We start from the raw sequence: 25,208 nt of genomic DNA, 5'->3' as shown, positions 1-25,208 counted from the left end.
TCATTTTGATAGTATTACATGGTTCATCATTCTGAACACGTCAACATTTGTATCAGAAATGACCAAACTTGTCAGGTTTCAACGAACAGGTTATTCAAGCAATCAGATCGTTCACTTAACCTGCTTCTTCATGCTCCAAGCTTGGACTCGGTCAGCGTTCCAATCACTGATTTAAATTGTTATTTTTACACACATAAAAAGAGACACATAACATGCATCTCTTTAGCGCCCCATTGTAAGTTCAGTCTATTATTGGTTTTTTACTAGTTATCCCGATACTCGATCGTCAATCCTTTTAAAAAGTTGCGGGCATATTTGTCTAAGCATGGCTTGTAATTGCGATGGCCTTCTTTACGTAAAATGGCGCCCAGTTCACCTTTTGAAACATTAACTCCCGCTTGCTCGAAAATGTTCAGCATTTCATCCGTTGTTAGGGAAAGGGCGATTTTTATTTTCTTCAGCATCAAATTATTCACATTGCCATTGTTCAACTCTAAGACAGGTTCTGCAGCATCTGACTTTGTTCCTCGTTGCGAGCGAATCAAACCATTTAAGAAACGCTCAAAGGCTTCATTGGTACACTCAATCTCGTAGGTCTCAGGGTCTTTTTTCTTCAATAATTGTCTTACTTCTTCTTTCGTGAAAGAAGCGCCGCCAAGTTCAAAAATTTTCACCATGTCGGTATCCTTGATATCCAAAGCATAGCGTAAACGCGTCAAGCGATCATTGTGATTCATTCTATACACCATCCATTTCTTAGGTTGATTATAACAAATAAACCTAGACGAGTAATCCCGTTTTCGCTTTTTTACTCTAAGAACCCATTGTTTTCGTTCAAATGTATATCGCTTCTCTCATTCTACTTCCTCCGCTATACTTGATTTAGGGAGTAAATTTATTCTAACAAAACAATAAACAAAAAAAAGCATCTATTACGATGATGTTTTGGATTGCTTTATTGTTTTTATTTTGTATACAAAAAGGAGAGGAAAGAAATGAAGAAGTATGGGAAATTTTTGGTAATGATTGGGGTATCGACGGTGATTATGTTTTGTATGATGTATTTCAATGTCTACGCCCTCGATCATATCTTTTTCAGCCAAACCCGCCTATTTATGGCACTAATGATGGGCGCGATGATGGCGATCATCATGTTGTTATTTATGTGGAAGATGTATGACAACAAGAAAATGAATATCGGCATTCTAGTTGTCAGTGTTGTACTCTTTTTTGGTTCACTGTTTATGGTCAGAAGCCAAACTGCCGTGGGAGATACAGCCTGGATGAAAGCCATGATTCCCCATCATTCGATTGCGATTTTAACCAGTAAAAATGCCGATTTGTCTGATCCAAGAGTAAAAGAACTTGCAGAAAAAATCATTGACGCACAGGAAAAAGAAATCAAAGAAATGAAAGAATTGATCGAAGAGTTGGAAAACAAATAGCCAGTTTGTGTGCTCACTCAAAGTACCAGCAGATCAACTTTATCGCACGGATGCGAAGCCCTTCAAGCAATGGCTGAAGGGCTTCTTTTTTTATCGTCAGTTGCTTTCTTTCTACTGAAAAACCCTGACCGTTATTGCATCCGTTCTTGTTTGACTTTCTTATCCACAACATGACGCTTGGCAAGCTCTTGGCGAATAGCCGCTAAATCAATCCCCATTTCTGCCATTAAAACCAATGTATGATACGCCAAATCAGCAATCTCATAAACGGTTTCTTGGCGGTCTTCCTTCATCGCCCCAATCACGACCTCGGTTGCTTCCTCGCCGATTTTTTTTAAGATTTTCTCACTGCCTTTTTCAAACAAGTAGCTGGTATAGCTGCCTTCTTGCGGCGTATCTTTACGACCTTTTATCAGCTCATACAACGCATCGATGGTCGGAGAGGATTCTGTACCATAAAGCACCTCTGTAAAGCAGCTTTCTGTGCCTGTATGGCAAGCAGGTCCGTCTTTTTTTACTTTGGCGACTAAGGCATCTTGATCGCAATCTGCGGTCAATGATACTAAATGCTGGTAATTGCCGCTAGTTTCTCCTTTGCGCCACAATTCTTGGCGACTGCGGGAATAAAAGGTCATCAATCGATCTTTCAAGGTCAAGGTCAAACTTTCTTGGTTCATATAAGCCAAGGTCAAAACTTCATTCGTTTCCACATCCTGCACGATCACTGGAACCAATCCTTGTTCATCAAATCGTACTTGCACCATGTTATCCACTCCTTCTATTGCCTATCAAAACGCCAACGCTATACGATTCGAACGGGAATATCGACGGCCTGTAATTGTTTTTTCAGCTCCGGGATTTTTACCTCGCCATAGTGAAAAATCGAAGCTGCCAGCCCTGCTTCAATATTTGGCAATTGAAACAGCTCGATAAAATCGGCACTTTTGCCAGCACCACCCGATGCGACGATCGGTAATTTGGTGATTTCGCTGACAGCTTTCAGCAAGTCGAGATCAAACCCCTGCTTCACGCCATCGGTATCCATGCTGTTGATGACTAGTTCACCAGCTCCTAACTGCTCAGCTTGGCGAATCCACGCCAATGCTTCTAAGCCTGTATCTTCCCGGCCGCCTTTGGCAAACACATGCCAGTTCTCACCGACTCGGCGAATATCAACGGATAAAACAACGCACTGGCTGCCATAGCGTTTCGCACCTTCTGCAATCAACTCTGGTCTGCGAAGCGCCCCCGAATTGACGCTGACTTTGTCGGCGCCACAGTTTAAGACTCGTTCAAAATCTGCTACTTGATTGATGCCACCGCCCACCGTCAAAGGAATAAACACTTCTGACGCCACGCGCTGCAAAATGTCCGTGAATAAGCCGCGTTCTTCTGCAGAAGCAGTAATATCATAAAAAACCAGCTCATCGGCGCCTTGTTCATTGTAAAAGCGCGCCAAAGTCACTGGATCATTGACATCTTTTAAGCCAGCAAAATTGACCCCTTTCACGACTCGCCCATCTCGCACATCAAGGCAAGGAATGATTCGTTTGGCGATCATGCTTCTGCCTCCCCTGCTGCTAAGACATCCGCTAATTGGAGACTGCCGTTATATAAGGATTTTCCGACGATCACGCCAGAGATGCCCAACTGTTTTAATCCTTTGATATCTGCCAATGAAGCCACGCCGCCAGAAGCCACGATGTCGCAATCCAATTGATTGAGTTTTTCGTATAAGGGCAGATTGATGCCTTCTCCTGTACCGTCACGCGAGATTTCGGTAAAGATGATCGTTTGCGCTCCCCATTCCACCAATTGTTGGCAAAAAGTAAACGCGTCTGTTGCCGTTTTCTCGAGCCAGCCTTCCACGGCCACTTTTTCTTCCTTGGCATCGACCCCAATGGCGATCTTATTGCCGTATTTCTTGAGCATCGCTTTTGTGAATGCTGGGTCTTTCTGGGCAATCGTGCCGAGGATCACCCGATGAACGCCTGCTGCCAAACAATGCTGGATCGTTTCTTCCTCACGAATCCCGCCGCCAACTTCGACAAACAGATTGGTTTGCTGAACGATTTTTTTTGCGACATCAAAGTAATGGAGTTCGCCAGCTTTGGCACCATCTAAGTCGACGAGGTGCAGATAGTTGGCACCTTCTTCTTCAAATGAACGAGCAAATGCCACTGGATCATCCCCAAACACTTCTTTTTGCTCATAGTCTCCTTGGTACAAACGGACCACTTTTTGATCTAACAGATCAATTGCTGGAAAAATTTTCATAGCGGCACCTCCGTAAATGCTTTTAAAATCTTCAACCCGACAGCCCCACTTTTTTCTGGGTGGAACTGAGTGCCGAAGACATTGTCTTTTTGCACGATACCGGGAATTGCTAGACCATAGTCACTGTCTGCTATGACATACTCTTGGCAATCAGTAGCAAAATAACTGTGGACATAGTAGACAAAGTCTTGTTCCCCTAGCCCGCTGACTAGAGGACTTTCCTTTCTGACAGTCAGCCGATTCCAACCAATCTGCGGCACTTTCAGATTTAGTTTTGCTTCTTCAAAGGCGCTTTGCATGGAAACGATCCGTCCTGGAATCAAACCGAGCCCCACATGTGTGCCAAACTCCTCGCTGCTGTCGAACAACAGCTGCATCCCTAAACAAATGCCTAAAAAGGGTTTGCCAGCTGCTGCCAATTCTTGGATCGGTTCGATCAACGACAACTCTGCCAACTTTTGGCGGGCATCGCCAAAAGCGCCTACGCCGGGTAAAAGAATGCGGTCGGCAGCTTTTAATTCTGCTAGTGAACGCGTGATTTGGCAGTCAACACCCAAATAATCCAGCGAACGAGACAAGCTGAACAAATTGCCGACCCCATAGTCGATGATTGCTAACATAATACGCCCCTTTCCTTATCTCATCCATCTGTGTGGAAGATACGTAATCATTTTTCCCTCATGTATCACTGGATCGTCCCTTTGGTTGAAGGGATCTCATCTGGGGCTGCTTGATTGATCGCTACTGCTTCACCTAAGGCACGCCCAAAGCCTTTAAAACAAGCTTCCACAATGTGGTGGCTGTTTTTCCCAGCGATTTGATGGAGATGGATCGTAGCACCTAATTCACGGGCAAAAGCAATGAAAAATTCTTCAACCAATTCCGTATCAAACTGCTGCCCGATTTTTTCGCTCGGTATCGCCAACTCTACGACTGCCATGCCACGACCGCTGATATCGATCGCTGTCATGACTAAGGCTTCGTCCATCGGCAGCAGCATACTGCCATAGCGTTTGATGCCTCGTCGCTCCCCAAGACTTTCTGAAAACGCTCGGCCAATGGCGATGGCAACGTCTTCTGTTGTGTGATGGGCATCTACTTCTGTATCGCCATCACAGACCAACGTCAAATCAAAGCGACCGTGGCGGACAAATAATTCCAGCATGTGGTCTAAAAACCCCACACCAGTCTTGATTGATTGCTGACCAGTACCATCGATCGTCAACTGCAGGTGGATCTTGGTTTCCGTCGTATTGCGGGTAACTTCTGCTTTTCTCATTCCTTCACCTCTTCTATGATCGTTGTTAACACCGTCATCAATCGTTCCATCTGGGCCCTCGTTCCTACCGTGATTCGCAAATACTCTTTGATGCGGGGCTGATTAAACCAGCGGACGAAGATTTTCTGCTCTTTCAGTGCCTGATACAACTCTTCCCCAGCAATCGCAGGGTGCCTCGCAAACAAAAAATTTCCTTGGCTGTCGGTCTGCTCAAAGCCGAGTTTCGCTAGGGCTTGCTTGCTCCACTCACGCACGTGGATCGTTGCTTGGATCTTCTCATCGACATACGCTTGTTCTTGCAAAACGGCTGCACCTGCGGCTTGGGTCAAACTATTGACATTGTAAGGATTCAAGCTAAATTTCAACCGATTCAAGTCTTGGATCAGTCCTTCATTGGCAACCGCAAAACCTAGGCGTGCCCCTGCCAGCTGCCGAGATTTCGAAAACGTCCCCACAACCAAGAGATTTGGGTATTGATCGATCAAAGAAACCATTGAAGTGCCGCCAAAATCGATATAGGCCTCGTCGACAATCACTAAGCGATCGGGATGCCGTTTTAGAAAGGCACAAATTTCGCTTTGTTCTTGATAAACCCCAGTCGGCGCATTGGGATTGGCAAAAATGACGGTCCCTTTGAGCGAATCGTAGTCCGTTAACGTAATCGAGAAATCTTCTTGCAGCGGAACAACGGTGGCAGCGACTTGGTACAAGGCACTATACACTTGATAAAACCCATAGGTCACATCGGGAAAGGCGATGCCGTTTTCCGTGAAGCCTTGAAAGAGATAGGACAAGACTTCGTCACTGCCATTACCGAGAAACAGCTGGGCTGGTGTAACGTCAAGATAAGCAGCCAGAGGGTTTGTCACTACTTCAGCAGCAATATCCGAGTAACGATTCAGCTTTTGGGCGGCATCAGCAACCGCTGCTTGAACACTTGGCGCTGGCGGATAAGGACTTTCATTGGTGTTCAGTTTAATAACGACTTGCTCATCTACTTGTTCCCCCGGTGTATAAGGAGTCAGCTTGTGATACTTTTGATGTAAAAAGGTCATTTTTCTCCCTCTCTTCGTACATTGATCGAACGGGCATGGCCGATCAAGTCTTCGGTTTCCGCGAACAACGCTACAGCTGGACCAGCTGCTTTCATGGCTGCCTCTGGGTAATACAAATAACTGCTTTTCTTAATAAAATCGTCCACTGATAACGGCGAATAGAAACGAGCCGTCCCTTCTGTCGGTAGGGTATGGTTTGGTCCAGCAAAATAATCTCCCAGTACTTCCGGTGTATGGTGACCTAAAAAGACGCTACCCGCATTTTCTACTTGTCCCAATAATGCAAAAGGATCAGCCACCGCTAATTCAAGGTGTTCTGGAGCAATTTGATTGGCAATGGTAAGTGCTTCGGTCAAATCTTTGACCAGAATCAGCTTTCCGCTAGATTCAAGCGCCGCAGCAGCAATGTCTTTGCGGGGCAGTTGCTTCAGCTGCAACTCAAGCTCGGCTTGTACTTCTTCAATCAAAGCTGCTTCTGTTGTGACTAAGATAGCTTGCGCTAAGGGATCATGCTCGGCTTGTGCCAAAAGATCCGCCGACAGCCAGCGAGGATTTGCGCTGGCATCAGCGAGGATCAGCACATCGCTGGGCCCTGCGATCATATCGATATCAACTTCGCCGTACACCATTTTTTTCGCTGTGGCGACATAAATATTTCCCGGTCCGACGATTTTGTCGACTTTGGGAATTGTTTCTGTTCCATAAGCCAATGCCGCTACGCCATGGGCCCCACCGACTTTGTAGATTTCATCCACTCCGGCAACGGAAGCTGCCGCTAAAATAGCAGCCGGAACTTTTCCCTGACTGTCCGTCGGTGTGATCATAACGATTTTTTTGACCCCGGCGATTTTTGCCGGCAGGACATCCATCAAAACCGTACTTGGATAAGCTGCTGTGCCGCCAGGAACATAGACCCCGACTTTTGCTAATGGTAAGACCCGCTGTCCCATCACAACGCCATTTTCCTTCGTTAAGACAAAGCCTTGCTGGACTTGTTTTTGATGAAATGCCAAAATGTTTTCTTTCGCCTGTTCCATCACATTAAGCAGCTCGGGTGAGACGGCATGGACAGCCGCGTCTATCTCCCCTGGACTGACGGTTAAGGAAGACAAGGTCACTTGATCGATTTCCTCAATTAATTGAAACAACGCCTGATCTCCTTGCTGCTGAACACGGGCAATGATTTGGGCGACAATGGTTGAAACATCTTTCGTTTCCGACTGTTTCCTTGCCACAATCGTTTCGATCGTATTTTTTTGGGTCGAAAAAATTCTCATAATTGCTCCCTCACCTTCTCAATCACTGTTTGAATGCGTTCTTGCTTGAAACGCCACGTGGCGTGGTTGATCACTAAGCGCGCTGAAGACGGCGCGATGTCTTGGATCACTTCTAAATCATTTTCTTTTAGTGTCGTCCCCGTTTCGACGATGTCAACGATCACATCGGAGAGACCTAATAAAGGGGCCAATTCAATCGATCCATGCAGTTGGATCAATTCCACTGAGCGACCTAAACCTTGATAAAACTGGCGGGTGATCTGCGGATATTTTGTAGAGACCCGCAGCGGTCGGGAGAAATCTTCCTCGAAATCCTTACGCGCCGCTACGGCCAAACGGCAGACCCCCATATGCAAATCAAGAAATTCGATGACTTCCGCCTTGCTTTCCATTAAAATATCTTTGCCTACGACACCGATATCCGCCACTCCGTGCTCCACATAGATTGCTACATCGCTAGGCTTGACTAAGAAAAAGCGCAGCTTGTTTTCTTCATCACAAAAAATTAGTTGGCGATTGTCTTTGAAGACGCCTTGCGCAGCGACTCCGGCTTTCGTGAACAAATCATATACGGCATCCCCCATGCGGCCTTTTGGCAGCGCAATGTTCAAATAGGCTGAACTTTCGTTGTCAGTCGGCAACTTTTGCCCCACATGATTGAGCTTCATGCCAAATCCGATCGCTCCTTGCGCTTTGCCTTGCCGACTCATCAAGCGATCATAACGGCCGCCATATAAAATTGTCTCTCTTGCTTCTTCGATAAATCCTTGAAACAGCAAACCACTGTAATAATCGGCATCATTTAAAATCGAAAAATCTAACCTTATTCGAATGGAGGATGACAGTTGTTCTTTTTGCAATGCTTGATACAGTTGGTTCAGTTCTGCTAAACCAGCTTGAGCTTGGGGATATTCTGCCAGCAGTTCTTTGGCTTTTTGATACTTGGTTTCAAAATCACCTGACAAACGTACCAGTTTCGCTAATTTTTCAGCTTCTGTTGCTGACAAGCCAGCTTTTTCAGTCAGTGCATCCATGCCATGAGAACTCTTGTCCCGCAGGCAGTGCAATACCTTTTGTCGATCCGCTTCGGGGAAGCGTTGGCAGATGCCATCCAAAATCCCCATATGGGACAGATCCAAGGTCCCTTTTCCCACCTGAGCCAAACTTTCCCACGCCAGTTTTACAACCTCCAGTTGATCTTCCCACGTGATTTGGTCAATGAGCTCCAAACCGATTTGATCGATTTTTTGGTATTCCCCAGCTTGACGATCCTGTCGATAGACATCTTCCACATAATACACTCTACGCGCCTCTCCAGACGGTGTATTTTTGGCAATCGACAAGGTAACATCGGGTTTTAGAGCCATCGTCCTGCCATCCGTGCCTGTAAACGTGATGATGGAAGAACCACGCAAAAACTGATCATTTTGCTGATAGTTGCGATACTCTTCAAAGTTGTTCGAGTGATAAGGTGAAAAATGATGCTGCGTATACAATTTTCTTAATTTCAGTTCGACTTGTTCGGCTGGTTTCAATACATTCCATAACTCTTCCACACTTATCACTCCTATTTCATGCCACTGATCCGGCTTTCTCACTGTTAAAGGCTCGCTTTATCATCGATTCACCATCAGTTTTTCTAATAATACTAATGGTTTTGCCATAAATAAGCAATGGTATTTTTCGAAATATTCTGGATTTTTTCGATACAATTCATTGGTAGAGACAAAGAAAGGGCATCAAATAAAAAAGCCCTGCTGAAAATTCAGGACAGGGCTTTCACTTGAAGGTATAGTTGATGTCCGCGTTAAGAAGCTTGAAAAAGAAATGATTGGGAACCCATTATTGAACTGAAAATAAATAATCGCTGCTATTTACTTTTTGCTGTATCGTCTGAGCAAATGGTTCATGATCAGCTGTGTTTGTGACAATGATGGGGATCGTTAGATCATAGCCTGCTGCACTGATTTCTTTTTCGTCAAAAGAAATCAGTTTTTCTCCAGCTTTAACGTATTGATTTTCAGCTACATAAAGAGTAAATCCTTTTCCATCTAAATGAACCGTGTCGATCCCGATGTGAATCAAAAGTTCGACCCCATTTTCACCTCTTAAGCCAATCGCATGCTTGGTGGGTGTAGTCATAATCACATAACCATCAAAAGGAGCGACTATGGTCTCATCAGAAGGAATGATCGCCACTCCGTCCCCCATCATTTTTTCCGAAAACATCGGGTCCTTGACTGTCTCAAGGGAAACAACGCTTCCCGATATTGGACTGCTGACTTTCAAAGCATCTTCGGCTTTACTCATTTGACTTACTTGAACTCTTTTTCGTTCTAAGAGAATCGTTGTAGTAAAAGAAACGCATACTGCTAGAAGAATGACGACAATTGCAAACCAAAAATTGCTATTGAATCCAGAACCATCTGTCGGGATAAAAGTCGGGATCGCAACCAGACCTGGTGAAACAACTGCATATTGTTTTAGTTGAACAAATCCTGCCATGATCCCACCTACTGCACCACCTAGAATCGCTCCTATAAAAGCACTTCGATAGTTGATCAAGATGCCAAAAATAGCCGGCTCGGTGATCCCCATCACACCAGTCAGTCCTGAAGAAAGAGCCAATGCTCGTTTTTCAGTATTTTTTTCTGTATAAGAAATAGCTAAGGCTGATGCACCCACGGCAACGTTAGCTGCTAGCATAGCCGGCATAACAAATGAATCATAGCCGTAGTCCCCTAACATAGCAAAGACCAAGGGGAACAACGCTTGATTGGTGCCGGTCATGACCAATAGCGGAGTCATTGCTCCTAAGACACCAACTGAAAACCAACCGAGTTTGTCGTATAAAAAGCTCAACCCACTAGCAATGTATCCGCCCACTGCATTTCCAATTGGCCCTAATACAATTAATGTGACAGGCACTGTAATTAAAATAACTAATAATGGCTTGACGAAATACTTGATCGATTGCGGAATACACTTATCCCCGATTCGATCCATTACCGCCATAAACAAAACACCAAATATTACGGGAATAGTCGTTGTATTATAGCTCATCGTTGGGATAACGATTCCTAAGAAATTCAATCCTTCCACGCCATTGATCAATGAGTGGACGAGGATCGCACCTAGGAACATACCCATCAAACCATTGATACCAAGTTTTCTAGCAGCACTATACCCAATATAAATCGGCAGAAAATAAAAACCCGCATCGTTGATGGCATTTAAAATCGTGTAGGTCCCGCTGTCAGCTGCAAGTCCGAAAAAGGTCACACCAATATTCAATACCGCCGATACCAGCCCAGCAGCTACCAATACGGGCAGAACCGGAACGAAGGTTCCACTGATAAAATCGACAATCAGTAAGCCGTAGTCTTTGAGGGTGCGCTTCGTTTTTCGTTCCTCCTTCGCCTGACCATTCATTTGATTTCGCTCTTCTGTAAAAATTGCATACACTTTTGGCACATCCGGACCGATGATCAGTTGAACTTCATGTCCTCTTCTCACTGTGCCCAAAATGAGTTTGTTTTCTTTTAATTGCTTGTCATCAAAAGCGGTCGGATCACTTAGCTGTAGACGAAGCCTAGTAGCACAGTGATTGACTGTTTGAACATTTTCGATTCCTCCGATATTTTTTATAATATACGCAACCAGTTCATGATAGTTTGACATAGTGATTCATCCTCACTTTATTTTATAAACCGCTTTCATTAAAGTAGTTTTTGGAGCGATAGAAGCTCTTTCTTCTATCGCTCATTTCTCATCCTTTTGGACGTGCTAACGTTTGACCATTTGATTGGATCACTTCTTTATACCAATAGTAAGAATCTTTCGGGATTCTACGTAAATCCAGTAAGTCTTCATCAGTTGTATTGATATAGACAAGTCCATATCGCTTCGCCATCCCATTGCCTGTACTCAAAAGATCAGTAAAGGACCATGGATTATAACCAAAGACTTTTGCGCCATCTTCAATCGCCAATCCGACTTGATAAATCTGATCATTTAAAAAATCGATTCGTTCTTGATCATGTACTTGTCCATCCTCACCCAGCGTCTCATGCGCCCCGTAGCCATTCTCAGTAATCACCATTGGTAAATGATAGTGGTCTTCCATATAGCGTAACAAGTAACGCATAGCAACTGGATCGATCTCCCAATCCCAATCGGTTGTCTCGACAAAAGGATTGACCGTTTGCGCAAAAATCCCTGGATAATTTGGGTAAACAAATTCCCCTTTTTTCCCCGATTTGTTCAACCCAATTTCTTGATGATCGGATGCCACTGGTGACTCCTTCGCTACGTTGCTACGGTAACAGTTGATGCCGAAAAAGTCGATTTTTGCTTGTGCAACCAATTCCATATCCCCAGGGCGAATATCGGGATCAATATTATTTTCTTTCCAATAACGTTTAATAAAACCATTGTATTCACGATTTGCATTAAAATCATTCCAGATTTTTTCCGTCAGTTCTTCTGCATTCATCGCTGCAATCTGATCTGCTGGTTTTGCTGACTCAGGATAAAACGGAACCATCCCAGGAACCGGGCCGATCTTGCCGTCTTCAACCAATTCATGACACGCAATCACCGCTTTTGCATGACATAGGTTCATAATATGATTGACTTTCCACTTATCTTCAAACCAAGTCTCTGGGTATTTGCATACTCCTAACCAGTCTCCATAGACAATTTGCATGTTTTGCTCATTAATTGCCAGCCAGTATTTCACACGATCGCCGAATGACTCAAAACAGGTTCTAACATATTGGTCAAATGCATCAATGATGCCTCGGTCGTACCAACCATTAAATTCTTCGTCAACCCAGACTGGCATATCGTAGTGATACAAAGTGACGATTGGAGTAATGCCATGTTCAACTAATTCATCAATCAGCTGATTGTAAAAGTCAATGCCTAATTGATTGGGCACCCCTGAATTATCAGGATAGATCCTAGGCCAAGCAATCGAAAAGCGATATGAAGTAAAGCCCGCATCAGCCATTAATTGGACATCTTCTTTGTATTTATGGTAATGATCAGCGGCAATCGAATTATCTGTATAGGGCTTTTTCTTTTTGCTGTTTAAGTCGATGATCGCAGTTGAACGCCCATCTTCTGCTACAGCCCCTTCAACTTGCCACGCCGCACTTGAAGCGCCCCATAAAAAATCCTTTGGAAATAGTGGTTTATCTTTATAATGCATGCCCATTGCCTTCTCTCTTAAATTTAAGTAAATAACCATTGAATAGTAGATCAAGTACGAAATCAATGCCATACGTATAGTAAAGCAGCTCAGTGATTTCTTTCTCATGTGTTTGTGAACTTAAATGATACAATTTATCAAAATAGCGGTTATAGATCGGGTTTCTATTATTTGTAAACAAAATCGTTGGTGCCTTGACCTCTTTTAGTATTTCAAGCATAGAAGAGACGAAGAGACCCGATAGCGAAAAAACAATGATCAAGGGATCTTGGCAATGTTCCAAGGCTAATGTCAGATCGCTCTTTGATGTTAATAAAGTAATTCTTTTACCAAAGATATCCATTCGCTGCTGGAAAGTTTTTACACTACCAGTAATATTGCTTGAACACAAAATCATAACTTCCCGGCTATCATTGATTAATCGGACAAGACGATCGACTTCTTGTGTATTAAACCGCAGACTTAATTCTTCCATTAGCGAAGTAATATTGGCTTGAAGCTTAGGCAAAAAATCAGAGTAGCCGTAAAACTTTAGAAATTCATTGATTCCATCATCAAAAGTTTCCGCGTTTTTTTTCATATCTAAAAAGTTCTCGTAGCCCAATTGTTTCGCAAATCGTCGAATGGAGGCCCGTGATACATGCTGCTCTTCTGCAATCTGATAAATGTTCCAGCGAGTCACGCTTTTGAAGTTCTCTAAGAAAAATTTAGCAAGTTCAAATTCAACCGTCCCTACTTCATTTTCGTTCACAATATGATTTAACTTATAAATGAAATTCAATCGATTATTATCCATTTTTTTAATCTCCCTTGGCCAATTTTGATTGTATCTAAATTATAACGTATCCGCTTCCAAAGTTGGGGTGCATGTCTTGTCCCCAGTTAAATCTTATCTAGAAATAAAAAAAGAGGCCCAGAATTCGGCTTCTGTCCCCTTTTACCTATTGTATGTTGTATAGTCACTGATAGTACTTCTTTCTAATCAGAGTCTTCTTCACAAGAATGAAGCAAAAAACTACTCTGTCGATCACTTTACAGGTCTTCTGAACTTTGTTGCTATGAAACCTGACTAGCATAAAAAAGCATGTGCTAATCATGTTTTTTAGTAGCTACACGAGGCCGTGCTTTTGGAGCGCTTGCGCAATCCCGCCGTCTTCTGGTCGAGCCGTCACCTCGTCAGCTACTGCCAATAGCTGTTCACAGGCATTGCCCATTGCAATTCCCGTCGCAACAGCTTCAAACATTTCGACATCATTATGGCCGTCACCAAACGCCAAGGTATCTTTGTTATCGATCCCTAGATGGTTCAAGAGAAAATCGATGGCTGTTTTCTTGTGGATATTCTTGATGCCGATCTCGCCGCTATCTTTGCCAAAAACAGGTACCGTACTTCGAATCATTTGGAATTGTTCGTGGTATTGGTCATGGACCTGTTCATAAGGAATGGAATGATTGATGAAGGAAACTTTGTTCACGTCATCGTAATCGATTTTCGCTTCGTCCTCAATCAGTAAATCAAGGAACCACTGAATAGTTTGAACGCGTTGTTTTCCTGCTTCACTTTCAACAGACTCACCTGCTAAGACGATCTCCAGCAAACGATTTCTTAGATTGGTACTTGCAAATAAACCTTGGTTCGATTCCAAGTAATACTCGATTTGGTTTTCTTTTAAGAAATCAATCAATCTTAATAAAGCTTCTTTTTCAAAAACTTTGTGCAAAATCACCTCATTATGCACCTCACAATAACCGCCGCCGGCACCAATCATCCCACTTAGGGGCAGTGCCAACACGTCTTCTGTAATTTCGGCCTTTGAACGACCGGTACATAAGAAAAATTCATGGCCTTTCTTATGTGCCGCTGTGATCGCTTGGCGTGCACTTTCTGGTACATTTCCAGCATCATCACATAATGTTCCATCTACATCTAAAAAGACAATTTTTTTCGTCAAATCATTCCCTCTTTTCTCACTCAATCAATAAAGCGCTCACATGAACGTACTTGCCGAACACAAGGTGTCAAGATCAGCTCCTTAGAATTAGTATAACAAATCACAAGGAAAGTGCGCTAGACTATTTTACTAGATCATAAGATGGGATTCTGTTATTGTGATCCCTCTTTCTATTCCTCTACTCCCGTGTTCATCGCGTTATTGCTCCATGTGTTCTTTCTTGAGATGGTTGAATTATCCTAAAATATGCTTACTCCTCACTTAAATAAATTAAACTCCATTTTGGTACTTGATTGTTTTTTTGACCTGTAAGCTCGCGATAATAAGATTTTTTATCATTTTTGATCATACAAATAATTTCATGCTCATCCATACAAAACTCTTTGCATAGGTTTGTTCTACTATTTTCAAAAAGTTCCAGTAAAATTTGAATCTGCGCATCTATTGCTAGAAGTGCTTTGAGCTGATCAAATAAATTTTTTGATCGATCATAATAAATGTACTCAAATTCATTGCAGAGTTCTTGATAAAAATGAAAAATTTTGGGGAAATCTGTCATTACACCTAAACTTAGCAACACTTCTTTTGAATAACACAAATAGTCTTTCGGTTCCTTGATATTTTCTGATATCATATCCTTACTCCTTTACATCTATTTTTTTTTGGTGAAAGTAGCGCTATCCCTTCTGCTCGCTTTGATTTTCTTCCGATAGGTTTTTTAATTGAAGCTTAGCTGTCCAAAAACCACTAAAAATGATTGGGTCTTTAGCTCTTACCAATGCAGACACATTAAGAAAATCAGTTACGCCTATTATAGTTTCCCTTTCAGATTCTCTTATAATTACTTTTTATTAAATAAAAGAAATAAGAGTGAAAAAGAGGCGGCCCCGTTCCCTTCTGCTAAAAAGTAGTGCCCGAATGCAACTAGATCGTCTCTAATGACAAGAAAATGACTATAATATCCACAAAAATCAACAGATAGCTAAAATTGTTGCTTCATGTAAATAGACACCCCATATCCATACCAACAAAAAAAACCAATAATCGAATCTATCGATCATTGGTCGAAACCTCAAATATACTGCTGGAAGAAGACGTTCAGTCCATTCTATTTTTCACGCTACAGATCAAAAATAGAAATGATTTTTAAACTGTATCAGTAAAAATAGATCAAGCATAGATATAATCTAAAATATCCTGCGGCGCTTCTGCCAAAGCATCTGGTTTTTCAGCGGAAAGTTTTTTCGCATCGTGGCTGCCCCAGGTAACAGCGATGGTTTTGACACCGGCTGCTTTGCCCATCTGGATATCAAAAATAGCATCTCCTACCATGATCGTCCTTGACGGATCAAACTGATACTGAGTTACTACTTTATTGATTCCTTCTGGATGAGGCTTGTAGTGGGACACCGCATCTGAGCCGATGATTTCTTCAAAGAACGCCACCAGGTTCTGAGCAGCCAAATTTCGTTTGACGACCGCTGTCTTCTTACTTGAAACCACGAAACAAGGAACCTTTCGTTTCATTAAGATTTCTAGGACATGGGGAATTTCAGGAAATACGTTCAAGGTACTTTCCTCGTATGTTTGATAATAGGTACGAAAAACCCGAATCAGTTCCGTTGCTGTTTCTTGATCCAATGGCTGTTCTGACATTTTAAAAAACGATTCTTCGATCGGTATCCCCATGTAATGTTCAATGACTACCTCACTCGGTACTTTGAGTCCCATCTCTGTAAAAGCTGCTTTTGTCGCCTTGATGCTGCATTCTCTCGAATCTAATAGGGTTCCGTCTAAATCAAATATCACACACTCAATCTTCTTCACGACATTTCCTCCTCTGAAAGATACTACAGCACGTTTCTCCAAAGTGCTTTTTAAATCCTGTAGTATTCCTTTTCATTACTGATTATCTCTATTTTAACACTAAAAAAAAGCATTATCATAATTTTCGATACCATCATTTATTTAATACTAATATTTTTATATAAAAAACGACTCAATTTGAAAACAGAGTCGTTTCTACCTGAAAAGCAGTCGAAGCTACAAAGAGGTCTATTCGTGAGAAATAAGGCTTCGATGCTCTTTTGATCACACAATTTTCTTTTTATTGTAAGATATAGCCTTTGCCCCAAGCGGTACGAACCCGTTTTTCAGTGTAGTCGTATTCATCTAATTTTTCATTGATTCGTTTCGCTAATATTGACAACTGAGATTTTCTCGAGTTTGTTCCACCATTTCCCCAAATTTTCCAACACAGGTCTTCTCGGTTAATAAATTGCTCTTCTCCTAAATTGTTAAAAAAGATCTGTTCTTGCAGACTAAGAAATTTAGGAAAGGATTCTTTCGTGACGGATGCTTTTTCTAACTTACGACTAATTGGTGGTAGTGCAGCCAAAAATTCTCTCAGCTCGACAAAAGAGCGATTCAGGTACGTGGCATTTTCAGCTTTTTCCATCCTACCTTCTTGTTCAATATTCCCTGGCAAGATACGGACGATTCGTTTTTGATAATAAGGAGCCAACGCCTGATTGATCAATAAAAATTCTGGATCTGCAATCGTTTCACTGACAAATAAGCAGTCAAATAATTTGGCGCTTTCTATCAACCATTCCGCCTCTTCTGTATTTTTCCCTACGAACACTTCATGACTCAAAATCTGTAACTCCCGCTGCAAATCAATCTCATATGATATATTTTTCGTCAGTATAATAATTCTCATGACACATCCTGCTTTCTTTCCCTTTTATTCAGAAATCATCTACTGAATCCTTTCCGACTCATTTCTGAATGCTTTATGTTGACATTATTACTTATTTTTATCAGTTTGAGGTGTCATTTTTTGTTCATAAATGATAGTCTACTGTCATGTTTTGTTGGAAGGAGCACCATTCGTTTCATGATTCGTTTTCTCGAGAGCTAATAAAAAAGCAACCTGTTGGTCAGGTTGCCTTATTAGTCATTTTGATTTTCTTTTTGCTGCTCCCACTTCAAATCTAACAGCTCCAGCATTTCATGGTAGGCGGTTTCTATGCGCTGTCGTTTTTCTTCAGGAACACGTTTGGCGTATTGTCCATCCGGTAGATAATCTTCGGCCAAGTAAACTTGAAAATCAAAGGCCTGTAAGACGCCGTATTCTGGATCATAATAGGTACGATCAGGGATCGGCTCTTTGGAGACCCAAGTTGGATGTAAGGCAATCTTACTTAAATAGGTCCGAGCTCCCTGTTTGGTGATCTCAACTTCTGGAATGACGCCGCGTTCGGTCCAATAGTTGTTATTGACGGTTTCATAACGTTGATTCGACAATAAGTTCCCCATTGAATAAATGATAAATTTCTTTTCACCGTCCTTTTCGATGATTTCGGTTGGTTCTGCTACATGCGGATGGCCGCCGAAGATAATATCAGCACCAAAATTGATCATCTTCCGATAAACTGTTTGTTGTTCTTCCGTTGGTTCTAAAGAATACTCGACACCAGACTGAGGCATCACGATGGTGATATCCGCCAAGGTTTCCGCTTCTTTGATCTCTGCTTCCACTTTATCGAGGGACAAGTCTTTCAAAAAGGTGTCATACTCTGCTTGAGTTAAGCTTTCTTCAAGTCCATTGAAGCCATAGGCATAGGCCAAGAGAGCAACTTTGATCCCGTTGACTTCTTTGACCAAAATTCCACTATTGTCGACCGTGACACCAATCGTTGCCAACCCTTGATCGTGAAAAGCAGCCGCCGTTGTTTTGACTCCTTCGATTCCCGTATCTAAGATATGATTATGAGCAAGATCGATCACATCAAAGCCCGCATCTTTGATGCTGGCAACGGCATCGATAGGCGCGTTGAATAAGGGAAAACCGCCAAGCGGTTTATTAGGATTGATGGTTCCTTCAAAATCACCCAGAGCAAGATCCGCCGATGCAATTAACGGTTTGACTTGCTCAAAATCATTGTCAAAATCATAACGCTTTCCATCGTAAGCGCTTAAATAAACAGGTGTATGATAAAGCATATCGCCACTAGCTGTCACTGTGATGGTTTTTACTTTTGGCTTTGTTTCGGTAGAACTACTTGATTCTTGCATTGGCTTTGTCGATTCTGCTGTAAGACGCTGTTCGGGGATGCTTGTCGCTTGAATCACTAGATAAATCACTCCGAATGTGATTGCCAATAATGCTACACTTAACCCAGCAATGATCCGCTGCCTTTTCTGATGTTCCTGTCTTCGTTGCTGTCTCATGAACCCACCCTTTCAATGTCCTTTTTCCCAAATTTTTATTCTATTACAATCGAAAGAGAGTGCTTCTATTCCCTTTCGCACAACATTCACTAAATAATATCTTTTTATTAAATAATTATACTATACTTTTTAGCCCCTTAATAGGTCATTTCATAAAGCATAAAAAACAGCCCGATCGTGATCGAACTGTTTCTCCACTTCTATGGTAGCTGATTTCCGAATGAATCTTTCTTGTAGAACTGGACTAACCTCAAACGGCATAAATTAGTATCATTAGATAATCCTTCGGCTGTTAACAGTTCTGGATGACATCCCTCGCTTTCGGATGAACAGCAGCAAACGATGAAAGCAAATTACTCCCCTTCGCACGCTTCTCTCAATAAAGACCAAAGAGTATATGCTTTATTCTATAATACTTACAGTTTTTTCGAAAAAATTTATACAACAGCAGTACGTAAAATCTCTGCAAACCAGTGATAAACTGTTTCCGGACATTCATGTTTTTCTAATTCTCGAAAAAAGTCTTTGGATTCAATAAGGGTAATAAACTGAGTCATCGCATTTAGATGCTGCTTGCTGTCTAACGCAGAAAGAGTAAAGATGTACTTTACAGGAATCGTTCCTAAGACATATACTTCAGATTCTAACGTTGTCAATCCCATGCCAAGTTTTTTTGCACCTGCTTCAGGAACCGTATGCGGTAAGGCAACTTGATCGACTATCACCATATAAGCACCTTCTGATCTGGTTTGTTGAATGATCGAATCGATGTAATTTCTAGTGATGATCTTTCTTTCAATCAATGGATTGGCTGCGAGATAAAAGGCCTCTTCCCACGTTCTGGCTTTTTTGTTTAATTGTATCAATTCTGGACGCATCATATCCAACAGCATTGCAGGTTCTTTTGTCTTTTTTTCTTTTTGAGACATGATAGATGCCGTTGGCGAGCAGGTCTCTTGTACAAATTTCTCTAAATGATGCCGCAGAGCTGACTCGCTGGTAACCGTTGAATATTGTTGAATAACTTGCATCAAGCCGTCGATCGTAACAGTATTGGGCTTTATACTTGTACTGGTTTCGAATTTGACATCTAAAAACAACTGGGTTCGTTCCTCGTAAGACATGATCGGGTTTACTACAAAAATCGGTTTTTTTAACGGATAAAGTTGAAAGTTGGGTTTTGTCGTAAAAATGATATCGTAAGACTGATCAAATGAATGCAGTTCGCTTGTTTCAATCGGTCCCAATAAGATAAAAGAGGGAAAGATTTCCTTTAATTCATTGTAAATGATTGCTGAGCTTCCAATACCATTTGGGCAAACAACGACCCCCACTTTTTGTTGCACCATATATTCTTCAGAATTCCTGATCAAAAGCGCAAAGTGCATTGTTAAAAAGGCTACTTCTTCATCTGGAAGCTTTGAATCAAAGCTATCACTGATTGGTCTCAAGGTTTCTTTTACGATCTGATAAAGGTCATTATATTTTTCAAAAATTTTCTCCTGCATAGGATTGATGATCGGTAATCGAAACAGCATTCGGAAATAGGTCGGTCGAAAATGACTATATAATTGCTTGATGACAGAGTGTTTATCCTTGAAACGAATACCTGAAAGCAATTCAAATCGCTCGACGATTCTTTCTACCAAGTCAATGATGACCAAATTTCCTTGAAGCCATTCCTTTTCATTCCCTAATGCCATTCCCAGGACCCACCCACAGAGATAGTTCTTTTCTATACTATTCATCACCCCTGCGTTTTCTAAAATTTCTTCAGCAAAGCGGTACTCCTTCATTTTTACTAACTCATGATCATTAGAAAAGGGCTTTAGATCAAATTCATTCAAGCCCATTCTTGGGTATAAAAAAATAAGGATATAGTTCAATTCAATCAACCTATTTTCAACTAACTCTATCGCATGTTTTTCTAAAAGAAGAGAAAGATAGGTGTCCTGCTCATCCGCCAATTGTATTCGTTCGTTATGAATAAAGTAACGGTAAATAAAATCATCATCCTTGCTAGTCACATCTTCCAAAATCATTCGAAATAAAGCGTAACGAATCATCAGTTCATCACCTGCTAAGTGATACCCCTCTTTTCTTGAATAACTGATTGAAATATCGTACCCATGTAATTCCGCTTGTAATTTGCGCAGATCACTCATAAAGGTTGTTTTGCCGATTTTTAACGCATCTAAAAAATGGTTGACCGACAGATAGTCTTTCTCGTAGTAAAAGAGCGTCAAAAAGATATATTTTCCTCGTTCTTTTGAACTCATCTCATAATACTTAAACATACGCTCACGTAAAAATGACTCCAACAAATATTCCTTGCTTTTTTCAGGCAGTCGAATCACACTTTCCTTATTCACGCTAAGTGGTAGTTTTTGGGCAGATAGAAACTGGTTGATTTTATCAATGGTATACTCTATTTGAGTGCGGTTCATAGAATAATTCCGCTGAAGATAATCGTAACTGATGGTCGGTTTTTCAATCAGAGCCATCATCATCTTTCTCGTCCTATAGTCAATTTTTACCATCAATGTTCCCCCATTTCTGCAGCCTACTGTTCTACTTTCAATGTAAATCCTTCCGCTTGTACATATTTTTGAAGCACTTGATCTACCTGCTGCTTTTCTTCTTTGGTAAGATCTAGAACAGGCAGTTTCGGTAACCCAACATCCTGTCCGATTGCCCGCAAACAGTATTTCAGCCCAGACGGAATCGTTGAGCATTTGCAGGCTTCTCTAAAATCATCAATACTTGCTTGTTCTTGCCGCGCTTGTTCTATGTTTCCAGCTACAAATTGTTCATAGATCGACACATCTGTTTTCGTCACAACATTTGCGGTTGAAGCCACAGAGCCATCTGCTCCTAACTGTAATGCTTCTAAAATCTTAGAGTCGCTTCCCATCAGCAAAGAGAAATCCTCTCGATGATTTAATTCAAGATAGCCCTTGAAGTTTTCTAGATCACCGCTTGAATCTTTTATCCCAATGATCGAATCAATTTTGAGTAATTCCGAGAAAACATGACGATTGATGAAATTTCTAGTATTTGGCGGAATATTGTACAAAATGATTGGTAGTGTCGTTTGCTCAGCAATCATTCGGTAGTGATGGATCAACTCCTCATCGGTATATTTCAAAAGATACGGCGTAATGATGGACGCAGCATCAACGCCGATTTTTGCAAACTCATTTACTAACTCAATCACTTTATTCGTTGCGATATCTCCGGCACCTGCAAATACTGGTACTCTGCCCGATACTTCATCGACAACGATTTTTGCAAACTGGATTTTCTCTTCTTTGCTTAAGGTATGAAATTCGCCATTGGTTCCTAAAATAAACAACCCGTGGACACCACCAGCAATCAAATGCCTTACAAGCTTTCTGGTGCCCTCTTCATTGATGCCGTTCTCATTTAATGGTGTGACCATTGCTGGTATAATTCCTCTGATTTTCATTGCGTAAGCTCCTTTTTTGTCGTTGCTCCTAAGCTTCCCCCTGGATGCCATTTAAGGTAATCTTCTAAATTGATTTTTTTTGCTTCTTGCAGCAACACCGACAGAACCTGCAGCTGGATCATTTGGGCGATCACAGAGGAACGTGGCGGTTTATTCAATGAGTCCCCTTCTTGGGAAACATAAGAAGACAATGTGACTTCAGCACAGGAAGCTAGGGAAGAATCTTCATTTCCTGTTACCGCTAAAATTACAGCGCCATTGGCTTTTAAGGCAGCAAGTGCATATTCTAATTCTTTGGTGTTCCCACTATTACTTATCGCAATCACTACATCGCCAGCCACGACTTGTCCTGCCGATCCGTGCACAGTTTCAGTTGTGTCTAAAAAATAGGTTGGCGTGCCGACAGATGAGAAAAGTGAAGCTGCATAGCCTGCTACATAGGAACATTTTCCCACGCCTGTTACATGAACACGCTTATGATTTTTTTCTGCATGGAGAATAAGTTCTTTGGCCTTCACCATCTGTTGATAGACTTCTTCTTCTTCAAGCCGATAAAATTGAGCATCGCTTTGGGCTTTTAAATTCGTACTATATTCAAACAAAACGTTTTTTTCATTCAATACAGATTTTCCTTCCTTATAGCAAGGAGAAATTGTATCCACCTTTCTCCTTGCTAATCATACTGTTTAACTAAATAGTTTTAAGATTTTATCTAGTAAAATTCCGATAATATTGTAGTCGATTTGAGGAAATCCAGCGTCTGTGATGCCTAATTCAGAAAAAGCTGGGAAAAGCACCAAAGGCAATGCAGTCAGCAAAATACCGCCTAAGAAGGATGCGATGATCGCCCCTTTCAACCCGCCTCTTATTGAACCAAAGACACCCATTGTTCCACCCGAGAAAAAAGCAATCCCAGCTGCTGGCAAAAGTACAACGGGAGAACCCATAGCAGCCATGGCAAACGTCGCTGTTAAGCCACCTATAAACGAGGTAATAAAACCGACAGGAACCATGGTTGGCGCATATTGGAAAAACACAGGAACATCTACTGCCGGCATTGATCCCGGGATATATTTTTCAGAGATCGCCACGAAGGCAGCCGTTAATTCAGCAATAAATTGACGCACACCATAAATCAGTACAGACATACCCGCCGCAAATTGCAACCCTTGAATCAACGGATACAAGAACCATAAGTCGTTGCCAGCCATTTCTTGAACGACATCCATATGACCACTTAAAACTGCTGCGATCGTTGCAATGTAGAAAAGAATAATCATGAAAAATGCAACAGAGAAGACAAAATCTCGGAATACGGAGAAGAAATCAGGAAGCTCGCGATTGGCTGCTTTCTCTTTCTTTGCTTGCCAATTTTTCCCGCCAATGACACTGCCGATGACACCTGAGAACCAGTAAAAAATTAAGTTAAAGTGACCTAGTGCAACCCCTGCATTACCTGTCAGCTCATCTGTATATTTCTGAGCCAATTTGGGCAACCCTGCTCCTGCAAAACCTAGTACCAAAGAACCAAAGATAACTGTTACCCAAGTGGGCATACCATTCGAAATAAAAATCAACCCAATGACAGCAGCAAAGAAAAGATAATGCTGACCGGTTAAAAAAATTGATTTTAAAGGCGTCAATTTCGCAATAACTAATCCGAATATGAACCCTAGCCCCATAATCATTGATATTTCAAAACCATATACATCCATAGCTAACGCTGTAGCAGGCTCTACTGCCAGAACCGTCCCTTGAACACCAAATGCGGTCTGAAACAACGTGGCGAAATTTGCAGCAATCGTTCCTACATGACCACCACCAATATTAAAAATCATAAACCCAATGCCCACTTTGAGGACACCGCTCAGGGTCTCCTTCGCAGGCTTTCTTTGTGCAAGTAACCCGATCAAAGCTAAAATCATTAGCAACACAGCAGTATTTCTGAATTGGTTCATTACTAAAATTGCCATTCAATTTATTCCTCGCTCCATCAATTTATTTTGTTTGCATCGTTTCAAGAAATGTTTCTAGTTTTCCTTGGATCTCTTCTTTACTCATAATATTTTGAATGCCTATGACTTCATAAGGTTTGTTTTGAAAATCAGGTTCCGCTGCGATATCTGCCATACTCATAAAGGCATCACCCGTAAAACCAATGAGAACGTCTAGATTTCCATGAATCGTTTCAATGGGATAGCCGTTTTCTTCAATCACTGATTTTACCTTTATGTGAAGCAGCGTTGAACTCCCCATCCCAGCACGACATGCAACCGCTATCAAAAATTTCTTGCCATTACTCGCCTTAGGTTTTGCATCTGATTGGATCGATGCATCATTTTTCTTTTTTTGAAAGAATCCCATCTTAACTCCTCGTTTCTTCTAATAGTTGTATAAATGCTTCTGGTGTCTCCACATTTGCTAAACGATCAATGATATTGTCCCTTGCTAAAACCTCTGCTAACTCACTCATCAGTTCCAAATGACTGGTCGGGTCTATCGCTGCCAAACAGAAAATGACTTTCACTGGATCATTGGGCGAACCAAATGAGATGGGGGTATTTAAGGTCATCGCACTTAGTCCTAAACGACAAACCCCATCTTCTGATCGGGCATGGGCCAAAGCAAACCCAGGCATAAGCACGATATACGGCCCGGCATCTAAGACGGATTGAATCATCGCTTCGACATACTGTTTTGAAACGCTGCCATTCCTCAATAACGGCTGGGCAGCTTTTTTGATTGCTTCTTGCCAACTGGTACTGTCTTGCTGAAGTAAAATGTTTTCTTTTGTTAATAATGTAGTTTGCAAACGACGATTTCCTTTCTAAAAAAATTTCTTTAGGTTTTAGTAAAAGAATTTCTCGAGATAATTCCTATACACACACTATAATTGAAAAGTTCTGACCTGAATAGACGATTTGCGACCACATATTTGTACACGCTTCCAGATTAAGTGAACTGCTCTTCTCAAAAAGACCAGGAATACTGCCTATTTTTTTT

24 protein-coding genes are annotated in these 25,208 nt (G+C 41.7%); 1 reads left to right on the top strand and 23 read right to left on the bottom strand.

From position 1 onward, the window contains the following. Window positions 1–263 precede the first annotated feature (263 nt). On the bottom strand, window positions 264–737 hold the full coding sequence (locus IGJ26_RS03625) for a DUF1456 family protein (RefSeq protein ID WP_194188728.1): 474 nt from the start codon (window positions 735–737) through the stop codon (window positions 264–266). 258 nt (window positions 738–995) lie between these two features. On the opposite strand from IGJ26_RS03625, the gene IGJ26_RS03620 reads away from it, so the two are divergent. After that, on the top strand, window positions 996–1,445 hold the full coding sequence (locus IGJ26_RS03620; RefSeq protein ID WP_005225207.1) for a DUF305 domain-containing protein: 450 nt from the start codon (window positions 996–998) through the stop codon (window positions 1,443–1,445). A gap of 131 nt (window positions 1,446–1,576) precedes the next feature. Here IGJ26_RS03620 and hisIE read toward each other — a convergent pair whose 3' ends face one another. The 22 genes from hisIE to IGJ26_RS03510 all read right to left on the bottom strand — a co-directional run bounded on the left by hisIE (window position 1,577) and on the right by IGJ26_RS03510 (window position 25,017). Next, on the bottom strand, window positions 1,577–2,209 hold the full coding sequence (gene hisIE, locus IGJ26_RS03615) for a bifunctional phosphoribosyl-AMP cyclohydrolase/phosphoribosyl-ATP diphosphatase HisIE (RefSeq protein WP_010747556.1): 633 nt from the start codon (window positions 2,207–2,209) through the stop codon (window positions 1,577–1,579). 38 nt (window positions 2,210–2,247) lie between these two features. After that, window positions 2,248–3,006, bottom strand: a complete 759-nt coding sequence (gene hisF, locus IGJ26_RS03610) for an imidazole glycerol phosphate synthase subunit HisF (RefSeq protein WP_087626979.1) — start codon at window positions 3,004–3,006, stop codon at window positions 2,248–2,250. Continuing rightward, the gene (gene hisA / locus IGJ26_RS03605; protein ID WP_194188729.1) at window positions 3,003–3,722 is read right to left on the bottom strand and encodes a 1-(5-phosphoribosyl)-5-[(5-phosphoribosylamino)methylideneamino]imidazole-4-carboxamide isomerase; all 720 of its coding nucleotides are present in this window, start codon (window positions 3,720–3,722) and stop codon (window positions 3,003–3,005) included. The genes hisF and hisA overlap by 4 nt, the downstream gene beginning before the upstream one ends. Then, window positions 3,719–4,342: an imidazole glycerol phosphate synthase subunit HisH gene (gene hisH, locus IGJ26_RS03600; RefSeq protein ID WP_194188730.1), complete on the bottom strand. Its 624-nt coding sequence runs from the start codon at window positions 4,340–4,342 to the stop codon at window positions 3,719–3,721. Before hisH ends, hisA begins: the two co-directional genes overlap by 4 nt. Before the next feature lie 65 nt (window positions 4,343–4,407). Further along, complete coding sequence (gene hisB / locus IGJ26_RS03595) at window positions 4,408–5,001, bottom strand: imidazoleglycerol-phosphate dehydratase HisB (protein WP_005225202.1); 594 nt, start codon at window positions 4,999–5,001, stop codon at window positions 4,408–4,410. Beyond that, window positions 4,998–6,056, bottom strand: a complete 1,059-nt coding sequence (hisC, locus tag IGJ26_RS03590) for a histidinol-phosphate transaminase (protein WP_194188731.1) — start codon at window positions 6,054–6,056, stop codon at window positions 4,998–5,000. The genes hisB and hisC overlap by 4 nt, the downstream gene beginning before the upstream one ends. Further along, a complete protein-coding gene (gene hisD, locus IGJ26_RS03585) occupies window positions 6,053–7,333 on the bottom strand; it encodes a histidinol dehydrogenase (RefSeq protein WP_008377127.1) in 1,281 nt (426 codons plus the stop codon). The genes hisC and hisD overlap by 4 nt, the downstream gene beginning before the upstream one ends. Continuing rightward, window positions 7,330–8,889 (bottom strand): ATP phosphoribosyltransferase, encoded by a 1,560-nt coding sequence (gene hisG, locus IGJ26_RS03580; protein ID WP_086299159.1) that lies wholly within the window; start codon window positions 8,887–8,889, stop codon window positions 7,330–7,332. Before hisG ends, hisD begins: the two co-directional genes overlap by 4 nt. Before the next feature lie 286 nt (window positions 8,890–9,175). Further along, a complete protein-coding gene (locus IGJ26_RS03575; protein WP_005237447.1) occupies window positions 9,176–11,014 on the bottom strand; it encodes a glucose PTS transporter subunit IIA in 1,839 nt (612 codons plus the stop codon). 88 nt (window positions 11,015–11,102) lie between these two features. Then, window positions 11,103–12,548, bottom strand: coding sequence for a glycoside hydrolase family 1 protein (locus IGJ26_RS03570; RefSeq protein ID WP_005237448.1), 1,446 nt, complete (start codon window positions 12,546–12,548; stop codon window positions 11,103–11,105). Next, window positions 12,538–13,344 (bottom strand): MurR/RpiR family transcriptional regulator, encoded by an 807-nt coding sequence (locus tag IGJ26_RS03565; RefSeq protein WP_430599875.1) that lies wholly within the window; start codon window positions 13,342–13,344, stop codon window positions 12,538–12,540. The genes IGJ26_RS03570 and IGJ26_RS03565 overlap by 11 nt, the downstream gene beginning before the upstream one ends. Window positions 13,345–13,657: 313 nt before the next feature. Beyond that, window positions 13,658–14,500, bottom strand: a complete 843-nt coding sequence (locus tag IGJ26_RS03560) for a Cof-type HAD-IIB family hydrolase (protein ID WP_034878757.1) — start codon at window positions 14,498–14,500, stop codon at window positions 13,658–13,660. 250 nt (window positions 14,501–14,750) lie between these two features. After that, a complete protein-coding gene (locus IGJ26_RS03555; RefSeq protein ID WP_005237452.1) occupies window positions 14,751–15,134 on the bottom strand; it encodes a DUF7006 family protein in 384 nt (127 codons plus the stop codon). Between the two features lie 536 nt (window positions 15,135–15,670). Further along, window positions 15,671–16,327 carry an HAD family hydrolase gene (locus tag IGJ26_RS03550; protein ID WP_034878760.1) on the bottom strand — a complete coding sequence of 219 codons (657 nt, stop codon included), beginning with the start codon at window positions 16,325–16,327 and terminating at the stop codon, window positions 15,671–15,673. A gap of 280 nt (window positions 16,328–16,607) precedes the next feature. Beyond that, entirely contained in the window at window positions 16,608–17,222 is a 615-nt protein-coding gene (locus tag IGJ26_RS03545) for a hypothetical protein (protein ID WP_005237455.1), read from the bottom strand. A 233-nt stretch (window positions 17,223–17,455) separates the two neighbouring features. Then, entirely contained in the window at window positions 17,456–18,736 is a 1,281-nt protein-coding gene (locus tag IGJ26_RS03540; RefSeq protein WP_005237457.1) for a CapA family protein, read from the bottom strand. 437 nt (window positions 18,737–19,173) lie between these two features. Further along, window positions 19,174–21,276, bottom strand: coding sequence for a BglG family transcription antiterminator (locus IGJ26_RS03535; protein WP_016611965.1), 2,103 nt, complete (start codon window positions 21,274–21,276; stop codon window positions 19,174–19,176). Window positions 21,277–21,299: 23 nt separating this feature from the next. Then, the gene (gene dapA / locus IGJ26_RS03530) at window positions 21,300–22,205 is read right to left on the bottom strand and encodes a 4-hydroxy-tetrahydrodipicolinate synthase (protein ID WP_016611964.1); all 906 of its coding nucleotides are present in this window, start codon (window positions 22,203–22,205) and stop codon (window positions 21,300–21,302) included. Continuing rightward, complete coding sequence (locus tag IGJ26_RS03525; RefSeq protein ID WP_016611963.1) at window positions 22,202–22,867, bottom strand: SIS domain-containing protein; 666 nt, start codon at window positions 22,865–22,867, stop codon at window positions 22,202–22,204. Before IGJ26_RS03525 ends, dapA begins: the two co-directional genes overlap by 4 nt. A gap of 24 nt (window positions 22,868–22,891) precedes the next feature. Then, window positions 22,892–24,178 (bottom strand): PTS ascorbate transporter subunit IIC, encoded by a 1,287-nt coding sequence (locus tag IGJ26_RS03520; RefSeq protein ID WP_016610457.1) that lies wholly within the window; start codon window positions 24,176–24,178, stop codon window positions 22,892–22,894. A gap of 25 nt (window positions 24,179–24,203) precedes the next feature. Continuing rightward, window positions 24,204–24,569 carry a PTS sugar transporter subunit IIB gene (locus IGJ26_RS03515; RefSeq protein ID WP_005237463.1) on the bottom strand — a complete coding sequence of 122 codons (366 nt, stop codon included), beginning with the start codon at window positions 24,567–24,569 and terminating at the stop codon, window positions 24,204–24,206. A 1-nt stretch (window position 24,570) separates the two neighbouring features. Further along, on the bottom strand, window positions 24,571–25,017 hold the full coding sequence (locus IGJ26_RS03510; RefSeq protein WP_016611962.1) for a PTS sugar transporter subunit IIA: 447 nt from the start codon (window positions 25,015–25,017) through the stop codon (window positions 24,571–24,573). Between the last annotated feature and the right edge of the window lie 191 nt (window positions 25,018–25,208).

It is taken from the genome of Enterococcus sp. AZ095a, assembly GCF_050546735.1.
Classification (GTDB): domain Bacteria; phylum Bacillota; class Bacilli; order Lactobacillales; family Enterococcaceae; genus Enterococcus_D; species Enterococcus_D entomosocium.
The sequence above is the reverse complement of the archived record's forward strand: the minus strand, read 5'-3'. Positions and strand labels throughout refer to the sequence as shown.